This window comes from Paenibacillus selenitireducens (assembly GCF_002021565.1).
Classification (GTDB): domain Bacteria; phylum Bacillota; class Bacilli; order Paenibacillales; family Paenibacillaceae; genus Paenibacillus_K; species Paenibacillus_K selenitireducens.
The window spans coordinates 121966-138872 of sequence record NZ_MSZX01000009.1; the positions used below are offsets into that span (position 1 = coordinate 121966).

The 16907-nt window shown below is 44.3% G+C and carries 16 protein-coding genes and 1 pseudogene; 4 read left to right on the plus strand and 13 right to left on the minus strand.

Annotation, left to right across the window (positions count from 1 at the left end; all coding sequences use genetic code 11):
- Positions 1-300: 300 nt before the first annotated feature.
- Positions 301-1809 (plus strand): transposase, encoded by a 1509-nt coding sequence (locus BVG16_RS33435; protein ID WP_233147127.1) that lies wholly within the window; start codon positions 301-303, stop codon positions 1807-1809.
- Between the two features lie 79 nt (positions 1810-1888).
- Positions 1889-2938 carry a hypothetical protein gene (locus tag BVG16_RS21475; protein ID WP_078501248.1) on the plus strand — a complete coding sequence of 350 codons (1050 nt, stop codon included), beginning with the start codon at positions 1889-1891 and terminating at the stop codon, positions 2936-2938.
- 11 nt (positions 2939-2949) lie between these two features.
- Here the strand turns inward: BVG16_RS21475 and BVG16_RS21480 are convergent, their stop codons facing one another.
- The 6 genes from BVG16_RS21480 to BVG16_RS21505 form a co-directional block, all read right to left on the minus strand.
- The gene (locus tag BVG16_RS21480) at positions 2950-3807 is read right to left on the minus strand and encodes a M15 family metallopeptidase (RefSeq protein ID WP_078501249.1); all 858 of its coding nucleotides are present in this window, start codon (positions 3805-3807) and stop codon (positions 2950-2952) included.
- A 108-nt stretch (positions 3808-3915) separates the two neighbouring features.
- On the minus strand, positions 3916-5025 hold the full coding sequence (locus tag BVG16_RS21485) for a sensor histidine kinase (protein ID WP_078501250.1): 1110 nt from the start codon (positions 5023-5025) through the stop codon (positions 3916-3918).
- Positions 5018-5713, minus strand: a complete 696-nt coding sequence (locus BVG16_RS21490; protein ID WP_078501251.1) for a response regulator transcription factor — start codon at positions 5711-5713, stop codon at positions 5018-5020. Before BVG16_RS21490 ends, BVG16_RS21485 begins: the two co-directional genes overlap by 8 nt.
- A gap of 117 nt (positions 5714-5830) precedes the next feature.
- Positions 5831-6949: a nucleotidyltransferase domain-containing protein gene (locus BVG16_RS21495; protein WP_078501252.1), complete on the minus strand. Its 1119-nt coding sequence runs from the start codon at positions 6947-6949 to the stop codon at positions 5831-5833.
- Between the two features lie 84 nt (positions 6950-7033).
- Complete coding sequence (locus BVG16_RS21500; protein ID WP_078501253.1) at positions 7034-7780, minus strand: metallophosphoesterase family protein; 747 nt, start codon at positions 7778-7780, stop codon at positions 7034-7036.
- A 41-nt stretch (positions 7781-7821) separates the two neighbouring features.
- The gene (locus tag BVG16_RS21505) at positions 7822-8223 is read right to left on the minus strand and encodes a GNAT family N-acetyltransferase (RefSeq protein WP_078501254.1); all 402 of its coding nucleotides are present in this window, start codon (positions 8221-8223) and stop codon (positions 7822-7824) included.
- A gap of 217 nt (positions 8224-8440) precedes the next feature.
- Between BVG16_RS21505 and BVG16_RS21510 the strand changes: the two genes are divergently transcribed.
- A complete protein-coding gene (locus BVG16_RS21510) occupies positions 8441-9145 on the plus strand; it encodes a TioE family transcriptional regulator (RefSeq protein WP_078501255.1) in 705 nt (234 codons plus the stop codon).
- 82 nt (positions 9146-9227) lie between these two features.
- On the opposite strand, the pseudogene BVG16_RS21515 reads toward BVG16_RS21510, so the two are convergent.
- From BVG16_RS21515 to BVG16_RS21530, 4 genes and pseudogenes are all read right to left on the minus strand, one after another.
- A pseudogene (locus BVG16_RS21515) lies at positions 9228-9494 on the minus strand (YolD-like family protein); the annotation flags it as partial.
- Between the two features lie 241 nt (positions 9495-9735).
- Positions 9736-11187 (minus strand): MFS transporter, encoded by a 1452-nt coding sequence (locus BVG16_RS21520; protein ID WP_078501257.1) that lies wholly within the window; start codon positions 11185-11187, stop codon positions 9736-9738.
- A gap of 140 nt (positions 11188-11327) precedes the next feature.
- Positions 11328-12335: a helix-turn-helix transcriptional regulator gene (locus BVG16_RS21525; protein ID WP_078501258.1), complete on the minus strand. Its 1008-nt coding sequence runs from the start codon at positions 12333-12335 to the stop codon at positions 11328-11330.
- Between the two features lie 37 nt (positions 12336-12372).
- Complete coding sequence (locus BVG16_RS21530; RefSeq protein WP_078501259.1) at positions 12373-13251, minus strand: helix-turn-helix domain-containing protein; 879 nt, start codon at positions 13249-13251, stop codon at positions 12373-12375.
- A gap of 142 nt (positions 13252-13393) precedes the next feature.
- On the opposite strand from BVG16_RS21530, the gene BVG16_RS21535 reads away from it, so the two are divergent.
- Positions 13394-14167 (plus strand): phytanoyl-CoA dioxygenase family protein, encoded by a 774-nt coding sequence (locus tag BVG16_RS21535; protein WP_078501260.1) that lies wholly within the window; start codon positions 13394-13396, stop codon positions 14165-14167.
- Between the two features lie 51 nt (positions 14168-14218).
- On the opposite strand, the gene BVG16_RS21540 is transcribed toward BVG16_RS21535, so the two are convergent.
- The 3 genes from BVG16_RS21540 to BVG16_RS21550 form a co-directional block, all read right to left on the minus strand.
- Positions 14219-15016, minus strand: coding sequence for a sugar phosphate isomerase/epimerase family protein (locus BVG16_RS21540; RefSeq protein ID WP_078501261.1), 798 nt, complete (start codon positions 15014-15016; stop codon positions 14219-14221).
- 15 nt (positions 15017-15031) lie between these two features.
- Positions 15032-15856, minus strand: coding sequence for a phytanoyl-CoA dioxygenase family protein (locus BVG16_RS21545; RefSeq protein ID WP_078501262.1), 825 nt, complete (start codon positions 15854-15856; stop codon positions 15032-15034).
- Between the two features lie 123 nt (positions 15857-15979).
- Positions 15980-16768 (minus strand): helix-turn-helix transcriptional regulator, encoded by a 789-nt coding sequence (locus BVG16_RS21550; RefSeq protein ID WP_078501263.1) that lies wholly within the window; start codon positions 16766-16768, stop codon positions 15980-15982.
- Between the last annotated feature and the right edge of the window lie 139 nt (positions 16769-16907).

Here is a 16907-nt window from a genome sequence, read left to right on the forward strand (position 1 = left end):
TGTCGAGCTAGCTCTTAACCAGACTAACACCCCATTTTTTCCCAGTCAACCCAGATAATCCAAATCAGTTATATATTGACCTACATTTTTTGTAATAAAATGTAGGTTAGTGTATTTTTTAGGTCTATAAATATAGGTTTCATGACCTATGCAGTTCAAGATAGATTCTGGTAATAATCAGATTCGGTAGTAATTAGTGCAGAAAACAGAAAAAAACACTTGACATTTGGAATACACCACAATAATTGCGAAGGATACCTTTTCTCAAGGTATTACTTCAAAAAAACAGGTGATTTCCCAATGAATACTTTACAAAAGCCAAAATTCCCAAAGCTATCTCTTAGTGAATGTGCTGGCGCTCCTATCTTACGCACCCTGTGGGATCGCTTTGACTTCTCCTTGCTCTTAACACAATCGGGTATGATGAAACGCAGCGGTACCCCATCTTGGTTGATTTGCTTTCTCTATGTTGTTGGTTTGGTATCCAATTGTCCTTCTGTTGTCCAAATGGCAGAATTAGCGAAGAGAGATAGCATACTACTAGCAATGTTTAAACCCTGGAAACTCGCTCAATACACGATAAGCCGTTTTTTTACAACTTCTTTTGCATGGAAAACCTTTGGGAAAAAGCGCGTAGAACGTTTGCAACAGGATGCGATAACACAACTTCAAGAGGGAGATGTTGTGAATTTAGACGACACCCACTGTGCTCATCCATACGCAAAGCAGCTCCCTTTTCTTAGCTGGCTCTACGATCATTCTTCCAAAACCTATACGTGGGCCATGAATCTGGTGGTGCTACAAGCTGTTTTGAAAAGTGGACTTGAGTATCCTTTGTTTTACTCAGTCTGGCACAAACCTGAGATCAAAGGAGAAGGCCTTGCGAAGCTGGATCTCGCCAAGCAAATGCTTCTAATGCTGCGCGAATCCGTGAAATGCCGTTTATGGGTGGCGATGGATCGTTGGTATTTGTGTAAGGATTTTTTCGCTTTCCTGGAGTCCCACCATTTCGATTGGGTCACAAAGGCTAAACGTAATACGGCTTTATTTCGTAAGATAATTGAGCCGTGCACGGGGAAAGAACGTTACGTGCCGCTTACGCCCGTCATGCTCATTCGCGAAGTTTTTAATGATTTAAAGCGACAGGGATCCACGAGTCTCGTGTCTATTGCGATTCCAAATATCTATATGAAGCAGCCTACCATGGTTACGAACCGCAAGGGGAAGCAAGTGAAAAAGCAACGATACGTACAGATCGCTGCTGTTGTAGCCATGCGTCTAAAAGAAGACGAGCAAGGAGTTCACGATACCATAGAAATGGATAAAGACGAATCCCCGGCCACGTACAGAGGGGCCTATCTACTCATTAGTAATCGCTACGACACTCCGAAGAAAGCTTTGCAGACATATGTGAAACGCTGGCGCATCGAGGTGTTTTTTCGTACAGCTAAACAGGAATTGGCATTTGAACTGTGCCACTCCGAATTCGAAGCGCATCACCATGCCCATTTTGAGTTGTTATTTGCAGCAGAAACGCTGTTAGCTGTTGCTTTGTTTGAAATGAACAAAGAAAAAAAGAGTGAGGATGAAGGCTGCACTCACGGCGAAATGATCCGCGGCCTTTTCCACACTCGTTGCCAAACTCGCACGAGAACCTACAAAGGTCAAGAGCGAATCTATGTTGATTTTGACATAGAAGTGAAGAAATTTGCAAGTCTTATTCGTTTATTTTGGCCGGAACATTATCTGATGCTTCTTTGGGGAGCGCCTAAACCGCATATTTACCAGGTGCTACCACGAACTGCATAGGTCATATGATATCATGGTTATGACATAAAATGTATATTGGTTATATTTCTGAAAACCTACTCCATGGAGGGATATATGTATGAAAGTTGGCGAAGCACGGGCTTTCGCTGCCGAATGGGTCATTCAGCATGCGAGCCATGATCACTGGTTCATAGGTGCGTATTTCAGCGGCTCAACCGTTGGTCTTCCTGATGATTTGGAGTTAGCCATCTCCTCTGATATCGATGTCGTGATCGTCATCGCACAGGAAGAACCTCCTCTCAAGCTTGGAAAGTTTATTTACCGTGGAACGCTCGTAGAAGTCACGTATCTGTCTTGGAATCAGCTCTCCTCCGTCGAAGATGTACTGTCGAATTATCACTTGGCAGGCGGTTTTCGCACTGACACCATCATTGCGGATCCAACTGGAAATTTGCGAAGATTACAAACACAGGTATTCAGCCATTTTGCTGAAATGAAATGGGTGCGGCGCCGATGTGAACATGCTCGATCGAGAATCGAACAAGGGCTCCGATCCATCAATAGATCTGCGTCATGGCATGACCAAGTTACGGCTTGGTTGTTCCCTACAGGCGTTACTACGCATGTACTCCTTGCGGCTGCGTTACGAAACCCTACGGTACGACTTCGATATTTTGCCGCACGCGAGGTACTGTTAGATTATGGTCACGATTTGGACGGTCTTTATTTGAATTTGCTCAAGTTACTTGGGTGTGCTCACCTGACACCTCAGCAAGTTGAACACCACGTCGCAGAATTAGCTTGTACATTTGACGCCGCCGCAGCGGTTGCTAAAACTCCATTTTTCTTCCGTACAGACATCACATCCGCAGCTCGACCCATTGCGATCGACGGGAGTCTCCAACTAATCCGTACTGGCTATCATCGTGAAGCGATGTTCTGGATCGTCACTACCTTCGCGCGCTGTCATCAGATTCTCGAGGTAGATGCTTCGCTTCAAACACAACGGGAACGCAGCCACGCCTTTGAAGCGGTCATCGCCGATCTCGGGATCACCTCAACAGAATCCCTCATATCTCGAGCCGAGGACGTCATTCAGTTCCTACCGCAACTATGGAATACCGTTGAAATGATCCTTGTAACCAATCCGGCCATTACGGGCAAGTAGATGGGTGTAATCTATTTAGGATACACGGTCACGATAACCCCATCGATGTTATTCCCGGAAATCGCATAGGATCGATCTACGGGGACTTGAATGTCCGTATTTCCAGTCACTGGGTAATAGGTAACTTCATACGTCTCGCCATCGACTTTGTAAGTAAAGGACTTTTCTTTTTTCACATATTCCAGGTACTCTTCTAGAACCATATCCCGTTTGTTCATAATCGCACTGTGCGGCAGACCCACATAACGGTAGTGCCAAGGTTCATACTGAATGCCTGTGATTGCTGTTTTGTCCTTCGGATATCGCAGTACAAAACCATATTTCCATGCATGGTCCATCAGCCATTTCCCTTCCGGCGCTTGATTCATCTCCATCTGCGTGGACCCGATATCCAGGGAGAGACCCATGTTGTGCTCGCTAAACCCTGCAGGCAATGCATAGTCCGAGCCTTTTTCTTCATATAACTGACTCTGTTTATCAAAGTTTCGATAGCCGCTGTTCATCGAGAAATGATTCACTTGATCCTGATTCGCATCCTTAACCATCTTCGCAAAAGATTGAGCGACATGTTCAGATAAGGAAATGTCGGTCTCTAATAAATTATATCCGGTCACCCATTTTGAATCCTGAGTAAGACGAATCACGTCAGATTGTACGCCTTCCGGCTGAACAGGATACTTCGAATTCACTAATAACAAGTCACCTTGATATATTTGATCTTGCGAAATTTGCATCGATATGTATTTCTCTTGAAATGACATGCTTGGACTTATACGAATCGGACTTGCGTCCGCAATTTTCCCTACTTGTTGAAAGATAATATAACCTAAAAGTACTAAAGTTACGAACAAAAAACCCCACTTCTTCATGCATTATTCCTCCTGTCCTTCGAACCTTTATTTAGGATAGGATAAACTTTTTAAAAAGAAGTAAGGTAAATATAAAGTTTTTCTTAAATTATCACATTTGGAAGTTGGTTAGGGCTCTTGTGGAGCCTGTTCGCTCGGTAATCGCACTTCAAAAAGGGTACGAGCCACGTTGCTCTCGGCCGCTATCGTCCCGTGATGCCGCTCAACAATATTTCTTGCGATGAACAACCCAAGTCCGGTACTGCCGCCTTGATGTGATCGGGCTTGGTCACCGATATAGAACATATCGAAAAGATGCGGCACATCTTCCGGCGGGATATGATCTCCATAATTGATGACTTGAACCACGATCTGATCCTCTATGACATAACCATGAATATCGACATACTGTCCATCATTCCCATATCGAATTGCATTGGTCAGGAGATTCTCGAATACACGAGCCAGCAGCTCTCCATCCCCCAAAATATTGAGTTGCGTTGAAACATGGAGTCTAGCAATCAAATGGTTTTTTTCAAATGCAGGATATAATTCTTCAATCAGCTGCTGGAGCAACTCACTTAAATCGATCGGTTTTTTATCTACGGTTAACATGCCGTAGTTCATTCGCGTAATCTCGAATAGTTCGTCAATGAGCTTCTCAAGGCGTTGCGACTTCGCCCATGCGATATTCGCATAATGTCTTATTTGTTCCGGCGTCAAATGCTCGTCCTTCAGAATAAAATCCAAATAGCCCAATACGGAAGTCAGCGGCGTACGCAAATCATGAGCTAAATTCAAGACTAATTGATCCTTGCTGTTCTCTGCAAAATCACCGCGTTCTACGGCTTTCTGTAACTTTTCGCTTGCGAGATTCATATCTCTTGCAATGTCCTCGAACTCGTCGCGCGAATTAATTTGGACACGGCTTTGAAAATCACCACTCGCCAGACGATGAATACCTTTCGATATCTCTTTAAAATAGGTCCCATATCGTTTGGTGAGGAGAAAGTAGAACAATATCGTCAGCGGAATGAAAAAAATCAAAAAGAAGTTCAAATCTCCAACATCTCGGATGAAGTACCGGACCGAAGTCAAGGGATCCTCATACAACACCTGGGACCGATAGTAATACTGGAGCACTTTGTAAAGGGTAAAGGTAATAGAACCAGATAGCAGCATACTGCATCCCAATATCAATAACATTTTGAATCGAAAGCTTCGTATCATGTTAGCCATTGAAGGTATATCCCACTCCCCACACGGTCTTGATGAGTTTGTTGCGATTCACGTCTTCGCCGAGTTTTTTGCGTAAGGTACGAATATGTACCATAACCGTATTCCCGCCTTCATAATAAGCCTCGCCCCACACCTGTTTGAAGATATTGTCCGCGCTAAAAATCTTTTTCGGGTACTTGGCTAGCAGATGCAAGATATCAAATTCCTTCGGCGTTAAATCAATCGATTCTCCGTATAGAATTACGGTATGTTGATCGGGATCGATGACGAGTCCGCCTATTTCCAACACTGAACTTTTGGCAGCCACCGGTTGATTTAATTGCGTAGAGCGACGCAGCTGGGCATTAACTCGAGCAACCAATTCCATGGGATTAAACGGTTTGGTCATATAATCGTCAGCCCCCATAACAAGGCCTGTGATCTTATCGAAATCGCTCGTTTTGGCACTTAGAAAAATGATGGGCATCGAATACTTTCCCCGAATTTGTCGAGTTACCTCATACCCGTCCATGTAGGGCATCATAATATCCAGGATAACCAAATCGATCGTATGCGTTTGAATCGCAAGTACGGCTTCTTTCCCATCCTTTGCTTTCATGATGTGGTACCCCTCTTTGTGGAGATGCAACGCGATCAGATCTGCAATTTCCGGTTCATCGTCGGCGATTAAAATTGTAATATGCTTCATTTCTACCATCCTCTGTAAATAGTTAACATGCAGACTATTATAGCAGATTCATTTCATAATCCCATCCTGAAATCAAAAAAAGCCGCAACGATGCGGCTTACACGCGTGTTCTATCCATTAATTAGGAATTCGGTTGGTGAGGAACTCTTCTAAATCAGGGATAGAAGAAAAACGATGAATATCTACCCCACGAGTGCGAAGGTGACACTCTAGCTTACATTGTAGATCCTCGACTGCCACTTGCAGCGGTTCATAATCATCAGGGTTGAGTAGCGTTATTAAATTCGGGAGTCCCGCTTCAAAATAGTGGTTCTGATAGACGATGTTAGGCTCCACCGTGAGGGGCCAATGTCCTTTTTCCGAATAGTACAGAAAACGAGCAAGTTCATCTTGTATCCCAATCGACCAGAAAAATGCCGAGGCATAATCTTTCTTTTCACATGCGGTTAGAAGTTTGTCGAAGATGCCTTTCAGCTCCTCATAGAAACCTCGCATCCGATCAGGATAAGACGGACCGTTCGAATATGTATTTTTTTGTTCGATCAACAATTCAAGTGTATCGTGTACGAGTCCCTCACAGGCAACTCGAATTTCAACGCAATTTTGAGCATGTATAATGGTATCTATGGCTTCTTCGAGGCGAGCAGGCCGGATTGCGAAATTCTTATATTGCTCCGCGTTTTTACCCCAACCTTTCGTGAAATATGTCCGATTTAAAAGGGCTAGACTCTCGAGCACCTTCGTAATGACAGCATGGGCATCAACTCGGTATAAGGTCATGTCATCTCGATGTTGGTTGTAAGTCATGTTATATACGTGGGCGTAAATATCACGCATATGCGACTCGGCTCGCTCCACTAATTTCAATCCGTGATTAGGCATTTCGGCGATCGTATCGCGTAACTGCAGAAATCGGACACGATCTTCTTCCGAACGGACGTACAATAGTTTGCAATCCGCGATAATCGAGGTATTCGTTTCTTCGAATGCGGCCATTCTTGCTGCTCGTTCCCAACTAATTGGCCAAAAGTCAAAGCTAATATCGTTCAATACAAACTGCAAGCTAGCGTCGTAGCCACGGGATGTAGCTGAAATGAAAAAGAAATCCAGGTCCGACCGCTGCGTAGCCGTTCCTTGGGCGTAAGATCCGTAGTAAGCCACGATCGCAATATCATCCGGATAATGGGTTTGAATATGACGGACTAGCGTATGAGCAACATCGAGTATGTTATGCATCTAAATTCCCCCTCTCCCCCTCATTATACAACCGCTGTCTTGCGATTCTAGGTAGAGAATAACTAAAAACCATTTTCTGCGCACTTAGAGGCTATTCGCCATTCCATATCTTATCGCGTAGGCGTAATCGTCTCGTCCATTCTGTTCCGCTCTTTCTGCAGCCATTTCGTAATGATATGGGACTTGAATGTGCTCAACCATCCACGAAGGACCCCTGTGCCGAACGATCGCATATTTAGCATGTGGTGTTTTTGATTCCATGGCATGCGGGTAAGGTAGTTCTTCGAAATAGGCAGGGAGTCCAACACTTCCAGGATTCACAATGAGTTTTCCGTTCGGGAGCCACAACGATTTCTGTAGATGGGTATGTCCGCATAAAATCACTTGCTGAGCAATAGGTGCTAGTTCATCCATAATCGCCCCAACAGATCTTTCGAATACCCCATTTGGGTTAATCTCCTCTACCAAATAGGCTTCATCAGAAAACGGAGTTCCATGACAAAAGAATAAACCTTCCATGACCCACGACGATTTGAATGATCTTATCCATTCCACGATATCCTTCGAAAGCAGCGGTTTTACAAACTTAAACGTAGCGGATTCCATCTCATCCATAAGTAAATACCGATCACAGTTTCCCATGATGTGAATCATTTCGGGCCGCTGCATGAGTAATTCAGCAGTCTTACTAGGTTCGATTGGGCCGAACAAGGCATCCCCTAGATTCACAATCGTGTCTATTCCACGTGAATCAATGTCGCTTAGGACAGCTTCTAAGGCATGAACGTTGCTATGAATATCTGAAATGACAGCGATCGTCTGATGATTCATTCGATATCCCCCCCTAATTCAATCGTATTTTATGATACGAATTATATCTTTTTACACAAACTAATGGAATTAGGGTACGTAAATTCGAAGCCGAATTTCTGATAAAAGCTTACTTTCGGTACGTCTGCCATTAGAATTACCTCAGCACCGTGAGCAACGTTGTGATTCAAATAGTTCGTTAGCTCTTGCATGATGATGTCATCGAACCCTTGACTCTGATAAGAAGGAGCAATGACAATATCTACGATCTGATAAAACCAGGCGCCATCCCCGATGATTCTGCCCATGCCAAGAAGTTCTGAATCATCTCCTCTTAAAATGACAGCGAAAAGTGAATGATTCAATGATTTCTCCACGATGGCCTCATCCTTGGCCCCAAGACCTGCAGCGATTCTTAATTCAAGATACTCTTTCGTGTTTGGAACTTCATATACAATGTTCATGTTCTGTTCCCCTTCCTTTGGATCATGGAATTTTCACGTACATCATCTATTTTACAAGACTAATGCAAGTGATAAGGTATGCACGGTATTTTAATTAGTCTAAGGATATTTTCGATATAAAAGTTTATCTAAACACTTTATAGTTTTGATTTAGGGTTTGCCTAATTAAAATGCTTCTGGTATAGTGATAACCTATTTAAGCCAAGGAGGTCTGGGCATGAAATTGTATAAGCCAATCGACATTGCACGAAAGTTGCAAATTAGTACAAGTGCATTACGGCATTACGAATCATGGGGTGTCGTACCAACACCCGCTCGCAGCACGAATGGCTATCGCCAATATACAGAAATTCATTTGGCTTATTTTCGCTGCCTCCGTGCAATGTTCCCTGGATTTGGCGTACCTGTAACTTGTAATGTCCTGCGGCATATACAGCATTCCGAGATGGATACCGCCTTCTGGATCGTGAATAAAGAACAATCGATCCTGCAACAAGAGAAAGTCGTCGCGGATCAGACGCTCGCGCTACTGCAGAATCCAGAACTTCCGATGCTCAAGAACACACAACTAAGAGATCGCATGACCATTGGCGAAGCAGCATCACTTACCGATGTCCAAGAATCGGCCATTCGGCATTGGGAAAAAGAAGAATTGATCGCACCCCTTAGAGATCCTCAAAATGGATACCGGATCTTCACGCCAATGCACATCCGGCAAATCTTACTCATCCGTACCTTGCGAAGAACCGTCTATTTTTTAGAGAATATGAGAGAAATCGTTCAAGCCGTGGAACATCACAGTATCGAACAAGCTAAGAAAGTAACGGAACAAGCACTTCAGAGCATCCATCAGCGCAGTCGACAACAATTCTTAGGCGTTCATCAATTGGTAGAGCTATGTAAAGAATTAGACCTCATTTAACTTCATATGCATACCAAAAAAGGAGCTGCAACGTAGCAAGCTCCTTCTTGATCATCGTCTCGTCCTCTCAACTATTCGCCGATTAATCTCGCGGATATTCTACTTTCATGATGTCCATGAATGGAACTTGGTTCTCACCCTCTGTTCCCTGGACATGTACTTTCCCTGTTCGTGGCACCATATTTGTAATAATACCGCGGATCGGTTGTTCTTTCCCCCACACCGTTAATACGATTTCGGAGCTTTCTTGTTTGGCTTCGGTCAATTGATTTGCTATATCCTCTAGTACAAACTCGTCTCTCGTCGGACGTTTTGGTGGTTTTGCCATATTGCCGTGTTCCTCCAATAACTCATTTTGTTCAACATATGCATGTCTCTATTCTTTCTATCTTACAGTTATGTTCCTATTATACGAGATAATTGGCATTCTTTAAAATGATTATTCCTTTTTGTACTCGAATGATCGAACATCTTTCGCAATCTTGCTGTCTTATTCCCGCGACCTCCCCAGCGCCAGAATCGTGTGCTACACTCAACAAAAATGTAAAATGGCTTCCGTTGGCACATGAAAGGAGTATTGACACAGCCTTTCATTTATAAGATTCCGGTAAGTGACGAATACAAACATACGCAATAAAAGCAAGAACTCCGCTGACTGCAATCGAAATTGAGAATGCTCGGGTATAATCCTCGAGGTTAGCTAAGGACTGAATTTGCCCCAGTGAAGATGAGAATAGAATACCGATGCATGCCACGCCGAGTGAATTGGATACATACATACAGGTCGTAAATAATCCTGAACCTGTCCCTGCTTCTATAGCGGGTACTATGCTGAGAACGATGTTGGAAAGTGGTGTCGTGGCCATTCCAAGCCCCAGTCCATATACGGACAACAGTATGATATTCTGAGGTATGAACAAATGCCCTGCATCCAAATACATCGACCCCATGAGGAGCAGGCTGCTGATGCCCATGAGTAAAGCGCCTGTTTTCAACACAACGTTCCCCCATTTCTGCACCAACCTGGATGATAATAGTGAGGTAAGAAAATAACCCACTCCCAGCGGAAGAAAGACTAGACTTGCCGCTCGAACGTCATAATGCAAACCGGATTGTACATAGTAATTCAATATAAAGAAGAATGAGAACATACTGAGATAGATAACGATAACCGTCACGATCCCGATACCAAATGAATTTGCTTTAAATATAGACAGATCTATTAAACCTTCGTTCTGCCCTTTCATCTTCCTTAACTGGACAGCTAGAAAAGCTAGTAATATAAGGATTGAAATCATGAGACAGCCCCATGTCCATAGTGGCCATCCTTGCTTTTGTCCCAAAGTTATAGGAATAATCAAAAGCAATAATCCCAGCGTCAATAGGATGGTACCAACCCAATCCAGCTTTGCTCTCACCTTACCATAGGATTCAGGAATGATCGGAAGAAACAAGAGTACCAATACGCCGAAAGGTACATTAAATAGAAATACGATGCGCCAATCAAGTCCGAACAGATCCCAATCTATTAGAAATCCGCCTAGGATTAATCCGAGCGTGAATCCCACACCTATCACAGCACCATATATGGCAAATACCAATCCCTTTTCTCTTGGCAGAAAATTGATCTGCAGCATCGACAGGACTTGCGGTTGAATCATCGCTGCGGACAGCCCCTGGACAATTCTGATCACGATAAGGATGACGGGTTGTGACACGATGCCCCCTAACAAGCTCATGACTGTAAAACCTAACACGCCTAAGGTCAACAATCGTTTCCTGCCATACATATCACCCAGCTTCCCCCCTACGATTAACGCCACAGCTAGTCCTAACGAATATCCCGAAAAAATAAGCTGCGCTTCTGAAAAGCTGGCATGTAGGCTGGTTTGCATCAGCGGAAGTGCTACTTGCATCATATAGTTGTTCAATGAAATAAGCAGCGTGGGCAGCAAAATAAGAGCAAGCGCATACCAACGCTGTGGATCAACCTGAGGTTCTGATTCCATATCTGCCCTTAGATGGGTTGATTTGCGATTCATTGTACTTCATCCTTTCTATCCCATTAATTGATAATCATTATCATTTACATGGATTATTCGTGCTACCCGCAGAAGGATTTTCTTTCCCTAAGGAGGGAGCGAACAAAAAAAGAACCCCTTCTTGTTAGAAGGAGTTCTACTTATTGATATTCATCCGAGATTACGTCTCGTTGACAGATGCGCTTTACATATTCACTTGGGTTACAGCCGTAATGCTTGCGAAAATTCGTTGTGAAATTACTGATATTGCTATAACCAACCGATACCGCGGTTTCACCTACATTTAATCGCTCCACTTCCATATACCAACGTGCTTTTTCCATTCTTTGCTGCCGAACAAGCTCAAATATCGTCATGCCGTACAATTCACGAAATCCTTTTTTTAATTTGAATTCATTAAGTCCTACCCGTCTCGATAACTCACGAATGGATAACGGCTGTTCATAGCGTTTCATAACTAATTCTCTCACGCTATTCAACTTGGACATATCATCGCGACTTAGAAAAGGTTTGCCCCCCACGGGGCCAAGTCCCTCAACTTCTCCGAATAAAGCAATGAACTCCATTGCCTTGCTTTCCATATACAGCCGTTTCATGGAGCCCTGATACGTACAATTCATGAATTCAGACACACATTTATGGATTAACGGTGAATCCGGGTAACGATCAATTTTCCCTTTATACCTTTGTAGCCATTTTTGCATGTTCTGTTTTTCTGGAATATCCCCAGCATATTGCAGCAAGGCTTCGGGAGACAAGCGTATTTCAAGCAATTGGTTTCTTAGCCCTGCTTTCTTTTCTTCATATACCAGCTCATTCTCCAAGAAGAGAACATTGCCCGTAAGTTGTTCCGTATGGCTTTCTTTCCCATTCCATTCGCAATAGATTTCACCGTGAAGGCAATAGCTTAGTTCAAATAACGGGCAAGCTTCCTGGATTTGAAGTTTCATATCTTCATGGAAAGTGATATCCGCGATAACGATTTCCATACCTGGGCGTATGCGTATTCGATTCATGCTTCCCGTACCGACATGTGAAGGAATCGTAAGATTCTGCTCCCCATCATTTGGATACATGCATCCATCGATAAATGTTGTAAATTGGTCGTAATACTTATGGATATCTGCATTCAATATATGAAGTTTCATGCCATACCTCCTCTCAAAGGATTCCTATCGAACAACGCTAAGTCAAGTGCTTTCGCTCGCGGCGAAATTTGCCTGGGGGCAATTTCATATCCTCCATAAAGACACGCGTAAAATAATGAACCGATGAAAACCCCGTGAGATCCGCGATTTTTTTGATCGGAAGATCACTACTTATGAGTAAGCGTGTCGCTTGCCTAACGCGCTCCCGCCGGATAAAATCTGTAAAACTCTCACCGATGCCTGCGGAGAACAAGCGGGACAAATGGCGCTCAGATACATTTAAGTAGTGTGCGACTTCGACAAGACTCAGCGGTCTTGCTAAATTGTCTCGGATGTATAGCTTGGCTTGCTGAATCAGCATATTCGAATTTTTGCGTTTAACATGCATCTCCTGCTTCGGACCCTGTGCTCCAAAGAGCGTAACGAACGACTGAATCAAGGCGTAGGCCACCGAGGGAACGGCTGCCGCAGGAAGATTTTTGTCTTCATCCGTTTGCAGCAGCAGTGATTTCCATAATAGCGAGGTAGGATGCTGATCATCCTTCAGCACGCATACTTTCATCGTTTCGCTGAGTCGTTCAAAAGCTTCCCGTACCGGTACTTGGGTCAATGATTCGTCTACTTCGAAGGCGACATAAAGCAAGAACAGGCCTGCTTGCGTTCGAATTTGGTGGGTCACGCCGGGCCTGGAACAAAAGTGGGTACCTGCTTGAAGCTGGTATTCCACCCCATCATCCGTATATTCGCCTACGCCCGTAAGGACATAGCATATTTCGAAGAACGAATGCTTATGAATGGGATTATCAAATAACTGTGGATTCACGCCCCAATAATGGACTTTAAATGATGCTTCACTCGTCTGTAGGACGGTTGCGATCTCATTTAACAAAGAAGTCGTTTCTTTACCCAGATACATCAATGTTCCCGCCTTTAGTCCATCATGGCTTTATTTTATAAAAAAATGTCCTCTGTCCAAAAAGACAACGATTAACTAGGATCTCTATAATTATAAGCGTAGTAACTATGAATTGTCAGTAAGTATCGAGGGAGGCCAAATCATGATCGAACCTAAAGATGTGGATTTTTACAAAGAAAATGGATACCTGCTTGTCAAAGGCGTTTTTAATCAACAAGAAGTCGAAGAGATGCGGGAAGCGGTCGAACGAATTATTCAACGTGCTGCAAAATCCAAAGCGGATGCGAATGCCGCGTGGCAGGGTGACTTCCTTCCTCCAGAACAGTTGAAGAAGCTCGTCCTTAAGGGATTTCATGATGTACATTATCATGATGCTGCATTTATGCAAGCCATTGTACATCCCAACATGCGCAACATTTTATCACAGATCATTGGTCCCAACGTTCAACTCCATCATTCCAAAATGTTGGTGAAGCCGCCGGAGAATGGCGCGGCATTTCCAATGCATCAGGATTATCCTTATTTCCCGCATGCGAACCATACGATGTTGGCTGCAAGCGTCCATCTGGATTATGCAGATGAAGAGAATGGCTGCCTTCGCGTCATTCCAGGATCCCACAAGGAAGGCTCCCTTCCTCACGTCGGTTCTTATTATTTGAATCATAAGGAGTACCCTACCAAAGATGGGACACCTTGTATTGCAGACGCGGGCGATGTGTTGTTTTTTAATTACTTGACCATTCATGGATCAGATCCGAACCGAAGCTCGCGTACGCGCAGGAACGTGCTTTTTCAATACAAAGACGCGAGCGATTTCCCGACTGAAAATGTTCACTTTGATTGGGGCATGGGATTGATGGTGACCGGTGAGAATCCACATTTCACGAAAGTGAAGCCGAACTATACGATTATCTAAAAAAACAAGCCGCAGGGAGCGTATCCCTCGCGGCTTGCGATATTTTAGCTGCTATATGCGGCTGAACCGATCTTTTACTCGATTTGCCATCCAATGATTGACTTCAAATAAGTCCGCTAAGGGTTGATGCGTGAAAGGTACTGTTGGCATGTACCCTGGCGGTCCGAACTCTGGGGTCATTGTTAAAATACGACAGCCTTCATCCTGCCTCGCCTTGAACACGGTATCCCACCAATGTTCAAACCTTTCCAATGCCATAGCATATTCAGGTGCGGCAGGGTGCGCCACTTGCGGCCCTTCTTCGAACCCTATGCGGGCATGAAGATGAATGGTTCGGTCCATGACGAGAGCCATGTCTTCTTCTTGATCATGGAGCAACGATTCACAGACGCAAGTAAAGTGGCTGAAATCCGCCGTAACTCTTAGATCCGGGAATTTTCGAAGGAGCCTTGCCGTAGACCATGGCGAGAACATGGTACGTCCGCGATGGGTTTCGTGCCCGATTGGCGTACCATACGTCTTCTCCACTTGGATGGCATGCGCAAAGAACTGATCCTGCATGTCTTCGTTCCAATAATCTTTTCCGCTATGCGAATTGATTAATACGGGATGATATTTGATTGCCTGTTCGACTTGTTGAAGAAAGGACTCCTCATGATCCCCATTCGTAAAAATTTGCGGGATATATGCAAGGCCTAATTCTTCCTTCAGTTCAATAAACTCATTTTCTTCATCCGGTGTTGGAAGAGGTGCCTCAATCCCATCATAGCCATGCTGAGCGGCTCTCTCGAATTTGTCCCGTAACGTTCCGTTCATCCCCCAAAAGGCATGAAAACATGTTAATTCCATTTCGTATCCCTCCAGTTATTTATGGTGGCCTCGCGGTTTTTTGCCGCTCCATCGCTCATCGATCTGTTCGTTCTTGGATTGGTATCGCGCGTCAACGCTAATCCGGTATTGATTCGTCGTATTTTCAAGTGAACAGTGAAGCAAGAACATGCCGAAAATCAGCACATCGCCAGCTTCAAATGTCGTTGTCGCCCATTGCCCGCCGAACTTCTCCGTAATGATCAGTGGATCATCCGTATAGTGTCCAATCCCATCCCGGTCTGAATCTTTGGTACCGTAAGATTGTTTCAGAGCTTCAAATCGATGGGAGCCTAAACAAATGGCAAGCCCTCCTAAATCGTAGGAGACATCGCCGATCGGAGACCACACGGTATATACGTTGTGCGTTCCCCGTCCCATATAGACAATGTCATAATGCGCACCCGTGAAATCCCCTGTACCTACCGCTCGCAGCCATTTGTAATGATACGTAAGCGATTCCTCGCCCAACAGTTCGTCAAAAAAACGCATGACATGCTCCCCATTCAACACATTGAGAAGCGCAGGCAAATCCTCATTGGTGCCACCCATAAAAATACTCTTGCTTCCATCCGCGATGACACCTTCTTCAAGGAGCGTATCTCGTTCTATTTTTCCCATCTGGTTCATTTTCTGGAGTATCGCTTGACGGGCATCTAGTACTTGGTCTCGATCATGGAATCCTCGGATCAGCAAATACCCGTCTTCCTCCATCCGTTCACGAACCGCTTGTACATTATGTAAAACATCGTTCGAACTTCTTAACTCCGTTAAATGCGGTCCACCTAACTCTAATTCACGATTTCCAACTTTAATCATCATGATACCGACCACCTGTACGTTTTTGGATTCATTGGAGCATTTGCTCTGTCTTAACTATAAATCCGATAAACGTGACTGTATTTACGGAAATGTGATGGATATTTAATGAAATCGCTTCAAATTTTAATCATTAGGATAGTCGCCTTGTTGTTGGTTCCTCCATTTCGAGGGCGAAATCCCTTCAGTCTGTTGAAACCATGCGCTGAACTGATGAATGCCCGAAAAACTCAATTGTTCCGCGATTTGCACGATAGATTGATCCGAGGTTCGCAGCAGCCACTTCGCTTCCGTTAAACGGTGCATCTGTTGGTACTGCTTCGGAGATACGCGATAGGATTTCGTAAATTCCTTGCGAAAAGCCGACACGGATAAGCCAGCCATTTGGGCCAATGCTGTCACACGAATCTCTTGGTGCAAATGATTACGGATATAGTCGGCCGTGCTTGCAATGGACATGCGATGTGCGTCTGTATTCGAATGCTGCAGCAACGTTAGGAGAAAGAGCTCGATCCACGCAGAAATAACGGCTTCTTTTTCCTGAAGCGGTTGGGATACGACCTTCAACCAGTTACGGAATAAAGATTCATAGATATCCCGACTTCCCTGTGACAAGTGAATGAGCCTTGGACATTCTGGTTCAGTTAACTGATAGAATCGCTGTACCAGCGGCTTTGGCAAATCGGATGCCTGCATGACCCCGAATCGTACGGCATCATTCGTCCAGAATCGGTGCGGGAAGTTCGGCGGTATGAGGACAACGCTGCCTTTTTCCATGTTAAATTCGCGATGATGGTACTCCAACACCGCAGAACCTTCTAGTACGATGGATACTTCATAATCGTTGTGGTAATGCGTATCCATACTCCACCGATTTCTGTGAGATGCAATGGATGTCATAACTTGAATTGCCATGAAGATCCTCCTGCAGACGTTGCTTTGTTTCTAGTAATGAATTCGTTAAGCACAGTGTAGCATGTTCGCCAAAGGAGGAGAATAACAATTTGAAGATGTGAAGACATTCCAAAAGCCGAAAGGCTCTCAAGGAGTGCGC